Origin of the sequence: Streptomyces sp. NPDC059816 (assembly GCF_042732055.1) — a bacterium.
Taxonomy (GTDB): Bacteria; Actinomycetota; Actinomycetes; order Streptomycetales; family Streptomycetaceae; genus Streptomyces.
In genome coordinates, this window is sequence record NZ_JBHWIQ010000021.1 from 73,462 (window position 1) to 94,358 (window position 20,897).

The 20,897-nt window shown below is 72.4% G+C and carries 2 protein-coding genes; both read left to right on the forward strand.

What is annotated here, in order from left to right; translation table 11 throughout:
• The first annotated feature begins 165 nt into the window (after positions 1-165).
• Positions 166-11,523, forward strand: coding sequence for an amino acid adenylation domain-containing protein (locus ACFV88_RS25700; protein WP_385494246.1), 11,358 nt, complete (start codon positions 166-168; stop codon positions 11,521-11,523).
• 6 nt (positions 11,524-11,529) lie between these two features.
• Complete coding sequence (locus ACFV88_RS25705; RefSeq protein WP_385494247.1) at positions 11,530-20,895, forward strand: amino acid adenylation domain-containing protein; 9,366 nt, start codon at positions 11,530-11,532, stop codon at positions 20,893-20,895.
• Positions 20,896-20,897 lie beyond the last annotated feature (2 nt).

A 20,897-nucleotide genomic window follows, 5' to 3' on the forward strand; every position in this document is an offset into this window, starting at 1 on the left:
CGCGCACCACCGGCGCTGTTCGTCCTGTCGACAGGACGGCACCCACCTGTCGGCAAGCCTGCCCCAAGTCTTTCAAGCGAGTTGACCACCTGGTGCGCAGCCCTGAGTCTGAGGGCCTCCGCGCGATCTCCAGTTCCCGCTTTCCGCCGTTGAGGAGATGTCCGCATGCGTTCTTTGAGTGTGTCGTCGGCCCAGGAGCGCTTCTGGCTGGCGCAGCAGTTGACGCCGGACGTACCGAACAACGTGACGGCGCTCTGGGACGTCGCGGGCACGGTCGACACGGAAACGCTCGGCGCCGCCCTGCGGGAAGCCTTCGCGTCCACACCGACCCTGCACGTCAATTTCCGGGAGGAAACGAAAGGATTGCGCCAGGTCACCCGTGACCTCGGGGACTGGCAGCCCTTCTCGGTCGATCTCCGCGCGGAGCCCGACCCGGAGGCGGCGGCACGGGACCTGATCACCGGACTGATCGCTCAAACGTTCGATCTGGCCCATGACGTGCTGTTCCGCGCCGGGGTGGTCCGACTGGCCGCAGATCGCTGTCTGTTGGCCCTGGTGTTCCCCCATGTCGTCACCGACGCGCATGGGGTGTTCACCCTGCTGTCGCACCACATCGCCCGGGTGTACTCCGCGCTGCGGGCCGGGACCCCGGTACCGGAATCCGGGTACGCGGAGCCCGGGGTCCTCGCCGCCGCGGACGCCGACTACCGTTCCTCGCCCCGGTTCACCCGCGACGTTGAGTTCTGGCGCGGCTACCTCACGGACACCTCGCAGGCGGCCCGGCTCCCCCGCGACCTCGTCTCGGCGCCCTCCGCGCCCTCCGCGCTCTCCTCCGCCCCCGGCGGGGGCCGGGGCGCGCCCCGGCGGCATCCGCGCGACTGGGGCGAGGTGACCCGCGTGCTCGGCGTCGGCAACCACACCGTGGCCGTTCCCCGGCGGGACACCGATGCCTGGGCCCGCGCGGCCCGGGAGGCGGGCATGGACCTGGCCGGCCTGCTCGGCGCGGGAACCGCGCTGTTCCTGCGCAATCTGAGCGGACTGCCCCAGCCGCTCTTCTCCGTGACGGTCGGCAACCGCTTCGGACCAGGACGGCTGACCCCGGGCGTGCTCTCCAACATCCTGCCCCTGCGGCTGCCCGTCACCCCGGAACAGAGCCTGGGCGACGTGGCGCAGGCCCTCGGCGACGCCCGGCGCCGGGTGTTCCGGCACGCCGGGCTCCAGGTCTCGGAGATCCGCCGGGCCACCGGGCCGACCGGCTCCGGGCGGAGCCCGTTCGGCGCCATCGTCAACGTCATGCCCCCCGTGGAGCCGCTCGACCTCGCGGGCACCCCGGCCACCTTCGTCGGCGGCTCCTTCGGAGTGGTCGACGAGGTGATGGTGTCGACGTACGGCGACGGCCACGAGGACGGTGAGCTGTACGTCCGGGTCGACACCCCGCCCGGTCTGTACCGGGACACCGACGCGGCCGTCCTGTGCGAACGGCTCGTCGCGTTCCTGCGCACCTGCGCACAGGCCCCGGCAGCGCCCGTGCGGGCCCTCGGCATGCTCGGCGACGACGAACAACGGCGACTGCTCACGGAGTTCAACGCGACGAGGACCCCCGGGCCCGGGGACAGCATCCCCGAACTCTTCGCGCGGCAGGCCGCCGCCACCCCCGACGCCGAGGCCGTGCGCTTCGAGGGCGCCACCCTGACCTACCGCGAACTCGACGCCCGCTCCCACCGGCTGGCCCGGCTCCTGCGGGAGCGGGGCGCGGGCCCGGAACGGATCGTCGCGGTGGCGCTCCCCCGCTCCCCGGAGCTGGTGGTGTCGCTGCTCGCGGTCCTCCGGTCGGGGGCCGCCTATCTGCCCGTCGACCCCGGATACCCCGCGGACCGGGTCGGGCACGTACTGCGGGACGCGGCGCCCGCGCTGCTGCTCACCACCACCGGTCTGGCGGACCTGCTGCCGGCCGCGGACACCCCGCGACTGACCGTGGACACGGTCCTCCCCACCCGGCACCGCCCGGACGACACGGACGATGCGGGGCCCGACCGGCCGCCCGCCCCGGCCCATCCCGCGTACGTGATCTACACCTCCGGCTCCACCGGACAGCCCAAGGGCGTCGTCGTGTCCCACGGCGCGATCGCCAACCGACTGCGGTGGATGCAGGAGGCGTACGGGCTCGATGCCACCGACCGGGTGCTCCAGAAGACCTCCGCGGGCTTCGACGTGTCCGTGTGGGAGTTCTTCTGGCCGCTCGTCACCGGAGCCACCCTCGTGGTCGCCCGTCCGGAGGGACACAAGGACCCCGCGTACCTGGCCGGGCTGATCCGGCGCGAGGGCGTGACCACAGCACACTTCGTCCCGTCGATGCTGGCGGAGTTCCTCGGTGATCCGGGCGCGGCCTCCTGCACCAGTCTGCGGCGCGTGGTGTGCAGCGGTGAGGCGCTGCCCGCTGAACTCGCCAACCGGTTCCGGCACGTGCTGGACACCCCGCTGCACAATCTGTACGGGCCGACCGAGGCGGCCGTCGACGTGACCGCCTGGCAGTGCCGCGCCGGGGTGTCCCCCGTACCGATCGGGCGCCCCATCCACAACACCCGGCTGTACGTCCTGGACGACTGGCTGCGTCCCGTACCGCAGGGCGCGCCCGGCGAGCTGTACCTGGCGGGAGCGGGTCTGGCCCGCGGCTACCTGGGCCGGCCCGCACTGAGCGCCGGGCGGTTCCTGGCCGACCCCTTCGGCGGGCCGGGAGAACGCATGTACCGCACCGGTGACCTCGCCCGGTGGAACGACGACGGCGAGATGGAGTTCCTCGGCCGGGCCGACCAGCAGGTCAAGATCCGCGGGTTCCGGATCGAGCCGGGCGAGATCGAGGCGACGCTGCTGCTTCATCCCGGGGTGGCGCGGGCCGCGGTGGTCGTACGGAACAGCCCGGCGGGCGGTGGCCATCAGCGGCTGGTGGCCTACGTCGTCCCGGTGGGCTCCGGAGGGGTCGGCAGCAGTGTGGCCGGCCGGGCCGGGGACATCGACTTCCGGGCGGGTGTCGACGCGGGTGAGCTGCGGACCTTCACCGCTGCCCGGCTGCCCGACTTCATGGTGCCCGCGGCGTTCGTGACGCTGGACCGGCTGCCGCTCGGCCCCAACGGGAAGCTCGACCGGGCCGCGCTGCCGGAGCCGGAGTCCGGCGGGGGCGTCCGGCGCGCACCGAGCACCCCGGAGGAACGGGTCCTCGCGGAGGTGTTCGCCGATGTCCTCGGGCTGGACGGGGTCGGCGCGGACGACGACTTCTTCACTCTGGGCGGCGACAGCATCCTGGCGATCCAGGTGGTGTCCCGGGCCACCGGGTTGGGGCTGCGGCCCCAGGACGTGTTCCTGCACCGGACCGTCACCGCACTCGCCGGAGCGGCCCGGACCGCCACAACCGCCGGTGCCGACGGTCCCGTACCGGAGCCGGCGGGCACCGGACTCGGCCGGATGCCGCTGCTCCCGGTGGCGGCGGCCCTCGCCGCACGGGGCCCGGGGCTGGACCGGTTCGCCCAGTGGATCGCGCTGGACCTGCCGTTGGGCATCGACGCGGACGGTCTCGCGGCGACCCTCGGCGCCGTGCTCGACCGGCACGACGCGCTGCGCGCACGGCTCCTGCCCGCGACCCCGGAGACCCCCTCGGTCCCCTTGGGCACACCGGCCCTACCGGACGCGCCCGACGCGCCGGCCCCGGCAAGCGCGCCGGGCGGGAGCGTTCCGGCCCGCGAGGACGGTGCGACTGACGGCACGGACGATGACCGCGACGGGAGCAGTGGGCCGTACGGGAGCCTGCTCGTGCCCCCGCGCGGCAGCACGGACGTACGGCGACTCGTCCACCGGGTCCGCTGGCATCCGGACCCGGCCGACGACGGCGAGGGCGGCCGACCGACCGACGACCTGATCCGGCGCGAGGCCGCCGCGGCCGTGGCGCAACTGGACCCGGCGGCCGGGGTCATGATCCGCTTCGTCTGGCTGGACCCGGGGCCCGAACGGGCCGGACAGCTGCTGGTCGCAGTGCACCACCTGGCCGTCGACGGGGTGTCGTGGCGGGTGCTGCTGCCCGATCTCGCGGACGCCTGGCGGCAGGTCGCCGCGGGGGAGAGCCCCGAACTGCCGGACGTGGCGACCTCGTTGCGCGGCTGGACGCACGCACTGCTGGCGGAGGCCGTCCGACCGGGACGCACCGCGGAACTGCCGCTGTGGCGCCGGATCACCGAGGCACCCGAACCGCTGCTGGGGACACGGCCCGTCGATCCCGCCGTGGATCTGATGTCCACGGCGGACACCGTCCGGGTGGAGCTGTCGGCCGCGCTGACCCGCGCCCTGCTCACGGAGGTCCCCGCGGCCTTCCACGGCGGTGTCGAGGACGTCCTCCTCGCCGCGCTGGGGATGGCCCTCGTCCGCCGCCGCCGGAGCCGGGGGGAACGCGGCACCTCGGCACTGATCCGGATGGAGGGCCACGGCCGCGCCGAGGACATCGTCCCCGGCGCCGATCTGTCCCGTTCGGTGGGCTGGTTCACCACCGTGTTCCCGGTCCGGCTCGACCTCGGCGACAGCGACCTCGACCAGGCGTTCGCGGGCGGCACCGCAGCGGGCGAGATGATCTCAGCGGTGAAGGAGCAGGTACGGTCCGTCCCCGACAAGGGCATCGGCCATGGACTGCTCGCCTACCTCAACCCGGAGACGGGTCCACAGCTGCGGCAGTGCCCGCCGGGACAGATCCAGTTCAACTACCTGGGCCGGTTCTCGCACACCGACATGCCCGCCCGGCTGCGTGGACTCGGCTGGACCCGGTCGGCCCGGACCCCCGAACCGGTCGCGGCACCCGGCCCGGCGACCCCGGTGGCGGCCGCGCTGGACATCGGGGTCGTCGTCACCGGCGACGGACCGGGCACGGAGCGGCTGACGGGGCTCTTCACCTTCCCGACCGGGGTCCTGTCCCGTACCGAAGTCGAGGCGCTGGCCGGGCACTGGTCCACCGCGCTGAGCGGGCTCGCCCGTCATGTCACCGAGCACGGCGGCGGCGGTCTGACCCCCTCCGACCTGCCGCTGGTCCAGGTCGCAGCGGACACCGTCAGCGCCTGGGAGCGGCGCTTCCCCGGCCTGTCGGACGTATGGCCGCTCACGCCGCTCCAATCCGGGCTGCTGTTCCACACCCGGTTGTCGGACGAGTCGTCCGACGCGTACCAGATGCAGTACGTCCTGCATCTGAGCGGTCCCGTCGACCCGGAACGCCTGCGGACCGCGGGCCGCCGGCTCCTCAACCGCTACCCGAACCTGCGGACGGCGTTCGTCACGGACCCCGCGGGCGATCCGGTGCAGCTCGTCATCGACGGGGTGGCCCTGCCGTGGCGGCAGGTGGACCTCAGCGGCCTGCCGGAGGCGGAGCGGGACGCCGCGTTCGAGGAGCTCCTGACCAACGACCTGGCGACCCGTTTCGACCCCGCGGCGCCGCCCCTGCTGCGGATGACGCTGGTGACCCTCGGGCCGGACCGCGCCGAACTGGTCCTCGGGGTCCACCACGTCCTGCTCGACGGCTGGTCGCTGCCGGTCCTCATCGGTGATCTGCTGCGCCTGTACGCGGAGCGGGACACCGCTGCCGCGACGGCCCCGGACCGGGGGTACCGGGAGTTCCTGCGGTGGCTGTCGGAGGTGGACCGCGAGGAGTCGCTGCGGGCGTGGGCCGAGGAGTTGGCCGGGGTCGCGGAGCCGACGATGCTCGCGTCGGCCCTCACGACCCGGCCCGCGGCATCCGGCGTCGGCCACACCGACGTACCCCTCGACGCGACGGACGCACGGGCGCTGGCCCGCTGCGCGGCCGGGGCGGGGGTCACCCTCAACACCCTGGTGCAGGGCGCGTGGGCGGTGCTGCTCGCGGAGGTGACGGCCCGTGGCGACGTCCTGTTCGGGACGACCGTGTCGGGACGTCCCGCCGGGCTGCCCGGCGCGGACACCATGGTCGGGATGTTCGTCAACACCGTGCCGGTACGGGTGCGGTGCGCCCCCGACGGGCCGTTCGGGCCGCTGCTCGCGGGCCTCCAGGAGCGGCAGGCCGCGCTGCTGGAGCATCACCACTGCGGGCTGGCCGACATCCAGCGTGCCTGCGGGCACGACGCGCTGTTCGACACGCTCGTGGTGTTCGAGTCGTTCCCGGTGGACCGTGCCGCGCTCAGCGACGCCGACGCCTCGGCCGGGCTCACCGTCACCGGTATCCGTCCCTTCGCGGCCACGCACTACCCGATGACCCTCCTCGCGGTGGCCGACCCGCTGCTGAGACTGTCCCTCCAGTACCAGCAGGACGTGTTCGACCAGGGCACGGCCGACCGGCTCGCGCGGCGGCTGGCCCACGTGCTGCGCCGGGTCGCCCGGGACCCCCGGCTCCCGGTCCGGGAGATCGGCGTGCTGGAACCCGCCGAACAGGAGCTGCTCGACTCCTTCAACGACACCGCGGAGCCCACCCCGGAACTCACCCTCGTCGATCTGTTCGAGCGCCGGGTGGCGGCAGCGCCGGACGCCCTCGCCCTGGTCTGCGAGGACGTGTCCCTGTCGTACGGGGAGCTGAACGCACGGGCCAACCGGCTCGCGCACCAGCTCATCCGGCGCGGCATCGGCCCGGAGTCGGTGGTGGCGGTGGCGCTGCCCCGGTCGGCGGAGCTGATCGCCGGCCTGCTGGGCGTCCTCAAGTCCGGTGCCGCGTACCTGCCGATCGACCCCGAGCACGGTTCGGCCCGGCTCGCAGCGGTGCTCGCGGCGGGCTCCCCCCGGCTGGTACTGACGGACACCCCGAGCGGGGCGGTGCTGCCGGACACCGAGGCGCCCCGGCTGTACCTGGACGAGGTGGGGCACGGCGACGGCTGGGACGACGATCCCACCGACCGGGACCGTACGGCGCCCCTGCGGCCCGGCCTGCTCGCGTATGTGATGGGGACCTCCGGGACGACCGGGGTGCCCAAGGGTGTGGCCGTCACCCACGGCGGCGCGGTGAACGCCGTGCTGCGGATGCCCGACTGGCTCGCCGTGCCCGAGGGCTCACGGATGCTCGCGGGAACGTCCGTCGCCTTCGACATCTCCGTGTTCGAGGTCTTCGCGCCGCTGTGCTCCGGCGGCGTCCTCGAACTGGTCCGCGACGTCCTGGTGCTGGCCGAGCGCGACGGCTGGGCGGGCGGGGTGATCAGCACCGTGCCCTCGGCGTTCGCCGAACTCGTGGAGCAGATGACGGGGCGGATCAAGGCGGACACCGTGGTGTTCGGCGGTGAGGCACTCCCCGCCGACCTGGTGCGCCGCGTCCGTGAGGCGATCCCCGGGGTCCGGGTGGTGAACACGTACGGTCCGTGCGAGACGTTCTACACGAGCGCGTTCACGGTGGCCGGGCCACGACCGTGGGACGGTACGGGCAGTGTCCCCATCGGGACCCCGCTGCCCAATCTGCGCATCCACACCCTCGGCCCGGGGCTGACTCCGGTGCCCCCGGGAGTGGTGGGTGAGCTGTACATCGCGGGGGACGGCACGGCCCGCGGCTACCACGGCCGCCCCGGCCAGAGCGCCGAACGGTTCGTCGCCGACCCCTACGGTCCGCCCGGCACCCGTATGTACCGCACCGGTGACCTGGCCCGGCTCGACACCGACGGGCAACTGGTGTTCGTGGGCCGCGTCGACCACCAGGTCAAGATCCGCGGCCATCGCGTCGAACCCGCCGAGGTCGAGGCGGTACTGACCCGGCGGCCCGGTGTCGCCCAGGCGGTGGTCGTCGCCCGGGAGAGCCGCGCGGCGGGCGGCGGACGCTATCTCGCCGCCTACGTGGTGCCCGGGGAGCCCCGCACCCTGCCACGGCCCGGCAGCCCGGACCCGGCCGGCGACCCGGCCGACCTGAACGGTGAGGTGACCGCGTCGGCCCTGCGCACCTACGCGGCCGGCGCCCTGCCGGACTACATGGTCCCCGCCGCGGTCCTGGTCATGGACCGGCTGCCGCTCACTCCCAACGGCAAGCTCGACCGGTCGGCGCTGCCCGAACCGGAGTTCACCGGCGGGACGCACCGGGCGCCGCGCACCCCGCGCGAGGAAGTGTTGTGCGCCCTGTTCGCCGAGGTGCTCGGGGCCGAGCGGATCGGTCTCGACGACGACTTCTTCGCATGCGGGGGCCACTCGCTGCTCGCCACCCGGCTGGTGGGCCGCATCCGCGCGGCGCTCGGTGCGGAGATCCCCGTCCGCTGGGTGTTCCAGGCCCCGACGGCCGCCGCACTGGCTCTGCGGCTGACGAGCGGCGGACGGGTGCGGCCCGCGCTGGGACGCCGGGTGCGGCCGGACCGAGTGCCGCTGTCGTTCGCCCAGCGCAGGCTGTGGTTCCTCCACCGCTTCGAGGGGCCGTCGGCCACCTACCACATCCCCATGTCCGTGCGGCTGCGGGGCGAGGTGGATCTCGACGCGCTGGCGGCGGCGGTCGGGGACGTCGTCGAACGGCACGAGAGCCTGCGCACCGTGTTCCCCGAGGACGCCGACGGCACCCCGTACCAGCGGGTCCTCGACCCGGAACACGCCCGGCCCGCCGTCCCCGTCCACGAGGTCACCCCCGGCCTGCTGTCACAAACGGTGGACGCTCTCGCTCGACGGCCGTTCGACCTCTCGGCGGACGTGCCGCTGCGGGCCGATGTCCTGCGGACCGGACCCCGGGAGCATCACCTTTTGTTGACGGTCCATCACATCGCCGCGGACGGTGCCTCGATCGCACCGCTGACCCGCGATCTCTCCACCGCGTACGCAGCCCGCCGGGACGGGACGCGGCCCGTGTTCCCCGAGCTGCCCGCGCAGTACGCCGACTACACGCTGTGGCAACGTGAACTCCTCGGGGACGACAACGATCCGGGAAGCATCGCGGCGGTCCAGGCCGCCCACTGGCGGGACCGGCTCGCCGGGGTCCCGCAGCCGCTGGCACTTCCCGCCGACCGGCCACGGCCCGCCGTCGCCGGGCACCGGGGCGAAACCCGTTCCTTCCTGCTGGACCCCGCGCTGCTGGGCGCGGTCGAGGAGTCGGCCCGCGAACGGGGCCTGACGACGCCGATGTTCCTCCAGTCCGCACTGGCCGTCCTGCTGCACCGGCTCGGCGGCGGCTCCGACCTCACGATCGGCTCGCCCATCGCCGCGCGCACCGACGAGGCGCTCATCGATCTCGTCGGCTTCTTCGTGAACATGTGGACGCTGCGGGTCGACCTCGGTGACGACCCGACGTTCAGCCAGCTCCTGGACCGCACGCGTGACACCTCGCTCGCGGCCTACGACCACCAGGACCTGCCCTTCGAACGGCTGGTGGAACTGCTCAACCCCGCGCGCTCGACCGCGTACCACCCACTGTTCCAGGTGATGTTCGTCTGGCAGAACACGGCCCGGCCCGAACTGGAGTTGCCGGGTTTGGATGTGACGCTCGATCCGGTGACGACGGGTACGGCCAAGTGCGACCTGTTCTTCAATCTGGCGCCGGGGACGGACGGGGGTGCGGTCGGGGGCATCGAGTACGCGACGGACCTGTTCGACCCCACCACCATCGAACTGATCGCAGAACGCTACGTCCAGGTACTCCACCACCTGGTCCACAACCCCGACCAACACGTCTCCCGCATCGACGTCCTACTCCCCGGCGAACGCGAACGCCTACTCCACACCAGCAACGACACAGCCCGAGAACTCCCCGACACCACCGTGCCCGACCTCTTCGAAACACAAGCAGCCCGCACCCCCAACGCCCTCGCAGTCGTCTGCGGCAACGACGAACTCACCTACCACCAACTCAACACCCGCGCCAACCACATCGCCCACTGGCTCACCGAACAAGGCGTCGGACCCGAACAACGCGTCGCCATCAAACTCCCCCGCTCCACCGACCTCGTCGCAGCCCTCCTCGCCGTCCTCAAAACAGGCGGCGCCTACATCCCCATCGACCCCGAACACCCCACCCACCGCATCAACCACGTCCTCCACGACAGCCAACCCATCGTCACCCTCGAACCCACACACCTCGCGCTGGACCTCACCGGATACCCCACCAACAACCCCGACCGAACCACACTCCACCAACACAACGCCGCATACGTCATCTACACATCAGGCTCGACAGGCAAGCCCAAGGGCGTCGTCATCCCCCACCAAGCACTACTCAACGTCCTCATCGCCATGCAAGACCACCTCCACCTCACACCCAACGACCGACTCCTCGCCCTCACCACCATCGCCTTCGACATCGCCGCCCTCGAAATACACCTCCCCCTCACCACCGGAGCCACCACCCACCTCGCCCCCCAACACACACTCAAAGACCCCACCACCCTCACCCAACTCATCCACCACACCCAACCCACCCACATCCAAGCCACCCCCTCCCTCTGGCACCTCCTCACCACCCACAACCCCCACACCCTCCAACACATCCACGCCCTCACCGGCGGCGAACCCCACCCCCACACCCACGCCACCACCCTCAACCACCACACCAAACAACTCACCAACCTCTACGGACCCACCGAAACCACCATCTGGTCCACCCACCAAACCCTCACCACCCACACCCTCACCACCACCCACACCCCACCCATCGGCACACCCCTCCACAACACCACCCTCCACACCCTCGACCACCACCTCCAACCCACCCCACCCAACACACCCGGCCACCTCTACATCGCCGGCACCGGACTCGCCCGCGGCTACCACAACCAACCCACCCTCACCGCAACCCACTTCATCCCCAACCCCTACGGCCCACCCGGCACCCGCATGTACCACACCGGCGACCTCACCCACACCACCACCCACGGACACCTCCACCACAACGGACGCACCGACCACCAACTCAAAATCCGCGGCCACCGCATCGAACCCGCCGAAATCGAAGCGGTACTGACGGAACATCCGGGAGTCTCACGAGCGGTCGTCGTCGCCCGGGACAGCCGCGCGGAGAACGGCGGCCGGTATCTGGCGGCCTATGTCGTACCGACGGACCAGGTGGACCGGCTCGACCCGGTGGACCGGCCGGACCCGGCGGCGGGGAGTGTCGCCGCGGCGAACGGGGCAGCGGCCGTGCTCCCCGGTTCCGCGGCGGTGAGCGGGCCGGAGCTGCGGGCCCACGCGGCGGGGCGACTCCCCGAGTACATGGTCCCGGCGGTCGTCGTGACGTTGGAGCGGCTGCCGCTGACCCCCAACGGGAAGCTCGACAGTGCCGCGCTGCCCGAGCCGGAGTTCTCCGGCGAAACGTACCGGGCGCCGCGCACCCCGCGCGAGGAAGTGCTGTGCGCCCTGTTCGCCGAGGTGCTCGGGACCGAGCGGATCGGTCTCGACGACGACTTCTTCGCATGCGGGGGCCACTCCCTGCTCGCCACCCGGCTCGTCAGCCGCATCCGTACCGAGCTGAAGGCCGACGTACCGATCCGCACGCTCTTCGAGGCCCCGACCGTCGCCGCGCTCACCGACCGCTGGCAGGACCTGGCCGCGTCCGCACGCAAGCCGCTCCGCAAGATGATCGAAAGGTGAACGTGAATGATTCCGTTGTCCTTCGCGCAGCGCCGCCTGTGGTTCATCCACCGGCTGGAAGGCCCCTCGGCGACGTACAACCTGGCCGCCGCGCTGCGGTTGCGGGGCGACCTGGACGTGGCGGCGCTGGTGGCCGCCGTACGGGACGTGGTGGGACGCCACGAGAGCCTGCGGACCGTCTTCCGTGAGGACGGTGACGGCACCCCGTACCAGCACATCCTCCGCCCGGACGAGGCCCGCTTCGACATACCGCTGCACGAGATGGCACCGGGGGAGCTGGCGTCCGCGCTCAGGGAGCACGCCCGGTACGGCTTCGACCTGTCGCACGACCTGCCGCTGCGGGCCACGCTCTTCCGTCCGGCGCCCGGCGAACACGTCCTGCTGGTGACTCTGCACCACATCGTCGGGGACGGGGCCTCGATGGCCCCGCTCGCCCGTGACATCTCGGCCGCGTACGCCGCACGCCACCGGGGCACCGCGCCCGACTTCGTGGAGCTGTCCGCGCAGTACGCCGACTACACGCTGTGGCAGCGTGAACTCCTCGGGGACCACGCCGATCCCGGCAGCCTGGCCGCGCGGCAGGCCGCGTACTGGGGCGAGCACCTGGCCGGCCTTCCCCAGCCGCTTCCGCTGCCCACCGACCGGCCCCGCCCGGCGACCGCGACCTATCACGGCCGGACCCACTCCTTCGAGGTCGGCCCCGATCTTCTCACCGAGGTCGAGCGGCTGGCGCGGGAGCGGAGACTCACCGTACCGATGGTGCTCCAGACAGCACTCACGGTGCTGCTCCACCGGCTCGGCGCGGGGGACGACATCACCATCGGCTCGCCCATCGCTGCACGCACCGAGGAGGGTCTCGCGGATCTCGTGGGGTTCTTCGTGAACATGTGGGTGCTGCGTTCCGACCTCAGCGACGATCCCACGCTCGGCGATCTGCTGGGCCGCACCCGTGACGCCTCGCTGACCGCGTACGACCATCAGGATCTCCCCTTCGAGTACCTGGTGGACGTGCTCAAGCCGGAGCGGTCGACGGCCTACCACCCCTTGTTCCAGGTGATGTTCGCTTGGCAGAACACCACACCTCCGGAGCTGGAGTTGCCGGGTTTGGATGTGGTGCTCGATCCGGTGACGACGGGTACGGCCAAGTGCGACCTGTTCTTCAATCTGGCGCCGGTGGCGGACGGGGGTGCGGTCGGGGGCATCGAGTACGCGACGGACCTGTTCGACCCCACCACCATCGAACTGATCGCAGAACGCTACGTCCAGGTACTCCACCACCTGGTCCACAACCCCGACCAACACGTCTCCCGCATCGACGTCCTACTCCCCGGCGAACGCGAACGCCTACTCCACACCAGCAACGACACAGCCCGAGAACTCCCCGACACCACCGTGCCCGACCTCTTCGAAACACAAGCAGCCCGCACCCCCAACGCCCTCGCAGTCGTCTGCGGCAACGACGAACTCACCTACCACCAACTCAACACCCGCGCCAACCACATCGCCCACTGGCTCACCGAACAAGGCGTCGGACCCGAACAACGCGTCGCCATCAAACTCCCCCGCTCCACCGACCTCGTCGCAGCCCTCCTCGCCGTCCTCAAAACAGGCGGCGCCTACATCCCCATCGACCCCGAACACCCCACCCACCGCATCAACCACGTCCTCCACGACAGCCAACCCATCGTCACCCTCGAACCCACACACCTCGCGCTGGACCTCACCGGATACCCCACCACCAACCCCGACCGAACCACACTCCACCAACACAACGCCGCATACGTCATCTACACATCAGGCTCGACAGGCAAGCCCAAGGGCGTCGTCATCCCCCACCAAGCACTACTCAACTTCCTCATCGCCAGGCAAGACCACCTCCACCTCACACCCAACGACCGACTCCTCGCCCGCACCACCATCGCCTTCGACATCGCCGCCCTCGAAAAACACCTCCCCCTCACCACCGGAGCCACCACCCACCTCGCCCCCCAACACACACTCAAAGACCCCACCACCCTCACCCAACTCATCCACCACACCCAACCCACCCACATCCAAGCCACCCCCTCCCTCTGGCACCTCCTCACCACCCACAACCCCCACACCCTCCAACACATCCACGCCCTCACCGGCGGCGAACCCCTCCCCCACACCCTCGCCACCACCCTCAACCACCACACCAAACAACTCACCAACCTCTACGGACCCACCGAAACCACCATCTGGTCCACCCACCAAACCCTCACCACCCACACCCTCACCACCACCCACACCCCACCCATCGGCACACCCCTCCACAACACCACCCTCCACACCCTCGACCACCACCTCCAACCCACCCCACCCAACACACCCGGCCACCTCTACATCGCCGGCACCGGACTCGCCCGCGGCTACCACAACCAACCCACCCTCACCGCAACCCACTTCATCCCCAACCCCTACGGCCCACCCGGCACCCGCATGTACCACACCGGCGACCTCACCCACACCACCACCCACGGACACCTCCACCACAACGGACGCACCGACCACCAACTCAAAATCCGCGGCCACCGCATCGAACCCGCCGAAATAGAGGCCGCGTTGACCGGCCATCCGCAGGTGCGTCAGGCCGTTGTCGTGGCCCGGGAGGAGCAGGCGGACGACCATCGGCTGGTGGCGTACGTGGTCCCGGACACCCGGTCCGGGCCGCGCGGCGGAACGGCCGACGGCACCGACGAGGACGACGTGGACGTCCGCACCGGCGAGCAGGTGCGGGAGTGGCAGCAGGTCTACGACCGGGCGTACGCGGAGTCGGCCGAAGAGCCGTTCGGCGAGGACTTCGGCATCTGGACGTCCGCCTACACCGGGGAGCCGATCCCGCTGGAGGAGATGCGGGCCTGGCGGGACGCCGCGGTGGAGCTGGTGCGCTGCTGGTCACCGCGCCGGGTGCTCGAACTGGGCGTCGGCACGGGGCTGGTGCTCGCGCAGATCGCCGGGGAGGTGGACGAGTACTGGGGCACGGACTTCTCACCCTCGGTCGTCGACCGGCTGCGCGGCCAGGTCGCGGACGCGGGCCTCGCCGACCGGGTGCGGTTGCACTGCCGGAGCGCCGACGACATCTCCGGACTGTCCAGCGGGCACTTCGACACCGTGGTGCTGAACTCGGTGGTGCAGTACTTCCCCCACGCTCGGTACCTGGAAGAGGTGCTGGTAGGGGCGTGGGAGCTGCTCGCGCCGGGCGGCCGGATCGTCGTGGGTGACGTCCGGCGGGCCGCCACCCTGCGGCTGCTCCAGGCCGCGGCGCGTCGGGTGTCGCACCCGGACGGCGCGGCGGGGCCCGCCCGCGCCGCGGTGGAACAGGCGGTATTGCTGGAGCGCGAACTCGTCATCGAACCGGAGTGGTTCGCACGCTGGGCCGCGCCGCGCGGGGCGGCCGTGGACATCCGGCTGAAGCCGGGACGCGACCACAACGAACTGACCCGCCACCGGTACGAGGTGGTGCTGCACAAGACGCCGGCCGATCCGCTCCCGCTGACCGGTGCCGATCCCCTGACGTGGGGCGTCGACGTCTCCTCGCTCGACGCCCTGGCGGCGGCGCTGCACGGACGCGACCGCCCCCTGCGGGTACGCGGGGCGGGCAACGCCCGGCTCGCCGGCGAGGCCGCGCACGCCCGGACCCTCGGTCTGGCGGCCGGGTCGACCGGTGCCGCGCCGGACCTCGACCCGGAGGAACTGCGGGAGTGGGCCCTGGAACGGGGCTGGGAGGCGCTGACGACGTTCTCGCCGCTGGGCGCCGACCGGTTCGACGCGGTCCTGTTGCCCGGGCCGCCGGTGCCCGGCCGTACCGTCGACGGGACGTACGAGGGGGCCGGGGCAATCCCGTCGGCGGCCGACCGGGACCTGGTGAACGACCCGGCGGCGGCCCGGGAGATCGGCCCGCTGACGACGGCCCTGCGCGAGTGGGTGCGGGAGCGACTGCCCGAGTACATGGTTCCGGCGACCGTGGTGCCGATCGGTGAGGTGTCGCTGACGCCCAACGGCAAGATCGACCGGGTGGCGCTGCCGGCCCCGGACTACGCCCTGTCGGGCGGGGGCCGTGCCCCGGCGACACCGCAGGAGCGTGCGCTGTGCGCCCTGTTCGCCGAGGTGCTCGGGGCCGACCGGGTCGGGGCCGACGACGGATTCTTCGTGCTGGGCGGGCACTCGCTGCTCGCGACCCGGTTGGTGAGCCGCATCCGCACCGAGTTCGGCGTGGACATCCCGCTGCGGGTCGTCTTCCAGGCCCCCACGCCCGCCGGGCTGGCCGGACATCTGGCGGGCGGCGGGCGGCAGCGCCCGCCCTTGCGGGCGGCCGAGCGGCCGGAGCGCGTACCGCTGTCGTTCGCCCAGCGCCGGATGTGGTTCTCGCACCGGTTGGAAGGCCCGTCCGCGACCTACAACTGGCCGCTGGCCCTGAGGCTGTCCGGGGAGCTGGACGGGGCGGCGCTGCGCGCGGCGCTGGGGGACGTGGTCACCCGCCACGAGTCGTTGCGGACGGTGTTCACCGAGGTGGACGGCCACCCCTGTCAGCGGGTGCTGCCGCCGGAGGCGGTGGAAGTGCCGTGGCGGGAGCGGCGCGTCGATGAGGCCGAGCTGGCGGCGGTGATGGCGGAGGCGGCCCGGGAGACGTTCGACCTGTCGGCTGAACTTCCGCTGCGGGCGTGGCTCTTCGAGTGCGGCCCGGGGGAACACGTCCTGTTGGTGCTGTTGCACCACATCGCGGGGGACGGGTGGTCGCTGGAGCCGTTCGCGCGGGACCTGATGTCGGCGTACGGGGCGCGCCGGGAGGGCCGGGCAGCGGATCTGCCCGCGCTGCCGGTGCAGTACGTGGACTACACGCTGTGGCAGCGGGAGCTGCTGGGCGACCGGGAGGACCCGGCGAGCCCGTACAGCCGTCAGCTGGAGTACTGGAGCGCGCAGTTGTCGGGGCTGCCGGAGTCGCTGGAGCTGCCGGGTGCCCGGCAGCGGCCTCCGGTGGCCTCGCACCGGGGGGATCTCGCGGGCTTCTCGCTGGGGGCGGGGTTGACGGGGCGGCTCCAACGTCTGGCGCGGCGCTGCGGCGCGACGACGGCGATGGTCCTCCAGGCGGGGCTGGCCGCGTTGCTGTCCCGGCTGGGGGCGGGTGACGACGTGCCGATCGGGTCGCCGATCGCGGGGCGTACGGACGAGGCGCTGGACGATCTCGTGGGCTTCTTCGTCAATACGTGGGTGCTGCGGGCGGACACCTCGGGCGATCCGTCGTTCACCGAGCTGGTGGGCCGGGTGCGGGCGACGAGCCTGGCGGCCTACGAGCACCAGGACCTGCCGTTCGAGCAGTTGGTGGAGGTCCTCAATCCGGCGCGTTCGACGTCGCATCATCCGTTGTTCCAGGTGGCGCTGGCGTTGCAGAACAACGCACGGCCGAACTTCGAGCTGCCGGGGCTGCGGGTGCGGCCCGAGTCGGCGCCGACCGGTACGGCGCGGTTCGACCTGTTCCTGAGCCTGAGCGAGCACCATGACGAGCTGGGCAACCTGACGGGTGTGTCGGGAATCGCCGAGTACGCCACCGATCTGTTCGACGCGACGGCGGTGGAGGCTCTGCTGGCCCGCTGGCGGCGGTTGCTGGACGAGCTGGCCGCCGACCCGGACGCCCCGATCGGTCGGGCCGAGCTGGTGACGCCCGGCGAGCGGCAGCGGTTGTTGGAGTGGTCGGGCGGCAGCCGGGAGGCGGTGCGTTCCGAGGCCACCGTGCCGGAGCTGTTCGCGGCGCGGGTGGCGCGGGCGCCGGGTGATCCCGCGCTGGTGCTCGGCGACCGTACGTGGTCGTACGCGGAGCTGGACGTGTGGTCGAACCGGATCGCGCACCGGCTGACCGGTCTGGGTGCCGGCCGGGAGCGCCGGGTGGCGCTGCGGATGCGGCGGTCCCCCGCGCTGGTGGCCACGATGCTGGGGGTGCTGAAGGCGGGCGCCGCGTTCGTGCCCGTCGACCCGGACCATCCGGCCGGTCGCGTCGCGTACATGCTGGCGGACAGCGATCCGGTGGTGGTGGTCGACGACGTGTGGGCCGGGGAGCCGTTGGACGGGTTCCCCGAGGAAGCGCCGGAGCCGTCCGCCAGGGCGGACAACGCGGCGTACCTCATGTACACCTCGGGTTCGACGGGGCAGCCGAAGGGGGTCGTGACGACCCATCGCAACATCGTGGACCTGACGGCCGACGACTGCTGGGGGGAGGCCCATCGGCGGGTCCTGATGCACTCGCCGCACACCTTCGACGCGTCGACGTACGAGCTGTGGGTGCCGTTGCTCAGCGGGGGCACGGTGGTGTTGGCTCCACCGGGGCGTACCGATCCGGCCGTGCTGGCGCGTACCGTGGCCGAGGGCCGGGTGAGCGCGCTGTGGCTGACGGCGGGGCTGTTCGCGGTCGTCGCGGACGAGCATCCGGCAGCCCTCGACGGGGTCCGCGAGGTGTGGGCGGGTGGTGATGTGCTGCCGCCCGACTCGGTGCGGCGGATGCTGGCCGCGCATCCGGGTCTTCGCGTCGTCAACGGCTACGGTCCGACGGAGACCACGACGTTCGCCGCCCGGTATCCGCTGTCCTCGGCGGAGGACCTGGGCAGCGGGTCGGTGCCGATCGGCTCGCCCCTGCGCGGCGGGCGGCTCCTCGTCCTCGACCGGGGGCTGCGCCCCGCGCCGCCGGGTGTGGTGGGTGAGCTGTACGTGGCGGGCGACGGGCTCGCGCGGGGATACGCGGGACGGCCCGCGTTGACGGCGGACCGGTTCGTGGCGTCCCCGTTCGGGCCGGTCGGGGCGCGGCTGTACCGGACCGGTGACCTGGTGCGCTGGGACCGTGACGGGCGGCTGGTGTTCGTGGGGCGCGCCGACGAGCAGCTGAAGCTGCGGGGTTTCCGTGTCGAGCCGGGCGAGATCGAGACGGTGCTCCGGGAGGAGCCCGGGGTGGCCCGCGCGGTGGTGGTGGCGCGGGCCGACCGGCTCGGGGAGCGGCGGCTGGTGGCGTACGTGGTGCCGGACGAGGACGCGGCGGCGGAGAGCGAGGCCACCGAGCAGGTCGGCGAGTGGCGGGAGATCTACGACGGGATGTACGGGGGCACCGGGGACGGCGCCCTCCCGCTGGGTGAGGACTTCACCGGCTGGAACAGTTCGTACTCGGGGCGGCCGATCCCCGTCGCGCAGATGCGCTCGTGGCGGGACGCGGCGGTGGCGCGGGTCCGGGAGGGGCGGCCCCGGCGGGTGCTGGAGATCGGGGTCGGCTCGGGTCTGCTGTTGGCCCCGCTGGCACCGGACACGGAGGTCTACTGGGGTACCGACTTCTCGGCGCCGGTCGTGGAGCGGCTGCGCGGTCAGGTCGACGCGGACGGGGCGCTGCGCGGGCGGGTGGAGCTGCGCTGCCAGGCCGCGGACGACGGGACGGGGCTGCCGCGCGGGTTCTTCGACACGGTGGTGTTGAACTCGGTGGTGCAGTACTTCCCCGACACCGCGTACCTGGAGCGGGTTCTGGAGCTGGCGATGGAGCTGCTGGCGCCCGGGGGGCGGGTGTTCGTGGGCGATGTCCGCAACCTGGCCACCCTGCGGTCGTTCCGGACCGCGGTGCACCGGGCCCAGTATCCGCAGGACCCGCCGGCCGCGGTCCGTGCGGCGGTGGAGCGGGCGGTGCTGGGCGAGAAGGAACTCGTCCTGGACCCGGGGTTCTTCACGGCGTGGGCCGAGGGCCACCGGGAGGCGGGCGGTACGGACGTCCGGCTGAAGGACGCCGCCGGGCACAACGAGCTGACGCGGCACCGCTACGAGGTGGTGGTGCACAAGCGGCCGGTGGAACGGGTCCGGCTGGCGCAGGCGCCGGTCCTGGTGTGGGGCCGGGACGTGCACGGCACGGAGGGTCTCGCGCGGGCGTTGGAGGCCCAGCAGGGGCCGGTTCGGGTGACGGGTGTGCCGAACGCGCGGCTGGTCGGCGAGGGGGCACCGGTCACGGACGGCGCGGTGGCCGCGGACGCCCCGGACGTCCCGGTGGCCGGGGTGGACCCGGGGGCGCTGCGGGCCTGGGGCACCGAGCGGGGGCTGACGGTGCTGTGCACCTGGTCGCCGGAGGCGGCGGACCGGTTCGAGGCGGTCGTGGTCGACGGCACGGGCACCGGACGCTGGGACGGGGTCCTCCTGCCCGCGGCCGGGGCCAGGGCGTCCAATGCGCCCGCGGTGTCCCGGAGCGCGGCCCGGCTGCCGTCGCTGCTGCGTGAGCGGTTGTCGGAGCGGTTGCCGGAGTTCATGGTCCCGGGGGCGTTCGTGGTGGTCGACCGGCTGCCGCTGACGGCGAACGGCAAGTTGGACCGGGCGGCGCTGCCCGAACCCGACACGGCCGGGGACGGTTACCGGGCGCCGGGCGACGAGCGGGAGGAGGCGCTGGCCGGTCTGTTCGCCGAGGTGCTGGGGTTGGACCGGGTCGGTGTCGACGACGACTTCTTCGCGCTGGGCGGGCACTCGCTGCGGGTGATCCGACTGATCTGGCGCATCCGGGAGGTTCTGGGCGCGGAGGTGCCGATCCGTACGGTGTTCCGGTCACCGACGGTCGCGGAGCTGGCGCGGCAACTGCTGCCGGAGGGCGGGGAGTCCGCGCCGGGCGACCCGTACGCGGTGCTGCTGCCGATCAGCACCGAGGGTGAGCGGGCGCCGCTGTGGTGGATTCACCCTGGTGGCGGACTGTGCTGGCCGTATCTGGGGTTCGCCCCGCACCTGCCGGGTGACCGACCGGTGTACGGGGTGCAGGCGCGGGGGTTCCAGCCGGGCGCGGTGCGGCCCGAGTCGATCGAGGAGATGGTCGACGACTATCTGGAGCAGGTGCTCGCGGTGCAGCCGCGCGGGCCGTTCCATCTGCTGGGGTGGTCGTTCGGTGGCACGGTGGCGCACGCCATGGCGGCGGAACTCCAGCGGCGGGGGCACGAGGTGGCGCTGCTGGCGCTGCTGGACTGCGTGCCGAGCAGTCATTTCGCCCGGTACGACGCGCCCGACGAGGCGTCGGTGCGGGAGTTCCTCGCGCATTACATGGGGCATCTCGACGGAATGGAGGAGTATCCGTTCCTGGTGGAGACCGCGGCGTCGATCCTGGTCGACCACACGGTCCTCATGCAGAAGTTCGAGCAGCCGGTGTTCGACGGGCAGGCGGTGTTCTTCGACGCGCTGCTCGATCCGGCGACCCGTGCGCCCCGGCAGTTGGACGACCAGTTCTACGACCTGTGGGCGCCGCATGTGGCGCGGGGCGTGCGGACGCATCCCGTCTCCTGCACGCACCAGGAGATGTACTGGCCCGCCAACGCCGTTGAGATCGGCGCGGTCATCGGCCGGTTGCTGGCCGGACAGTGACG

Excerpts from the sequence above, each read along its gene's own strand:
- ACFV88_RS25705 (WP_385494247.1), top strand. The coding sequence starts at position 11,530 with ATGATTCCGTTGTCCTTCGCGCAGCGCCGCCTGTGGTTCATCCACCGG.
- ACFV88_RS25700 (WP_385494246.1), top strand. The coding sequence starts at position 166 with ATGCGTTCTTTGAGTGTGTCGTCGGCCCAGGAGCGCTTCTGGCTGGCG.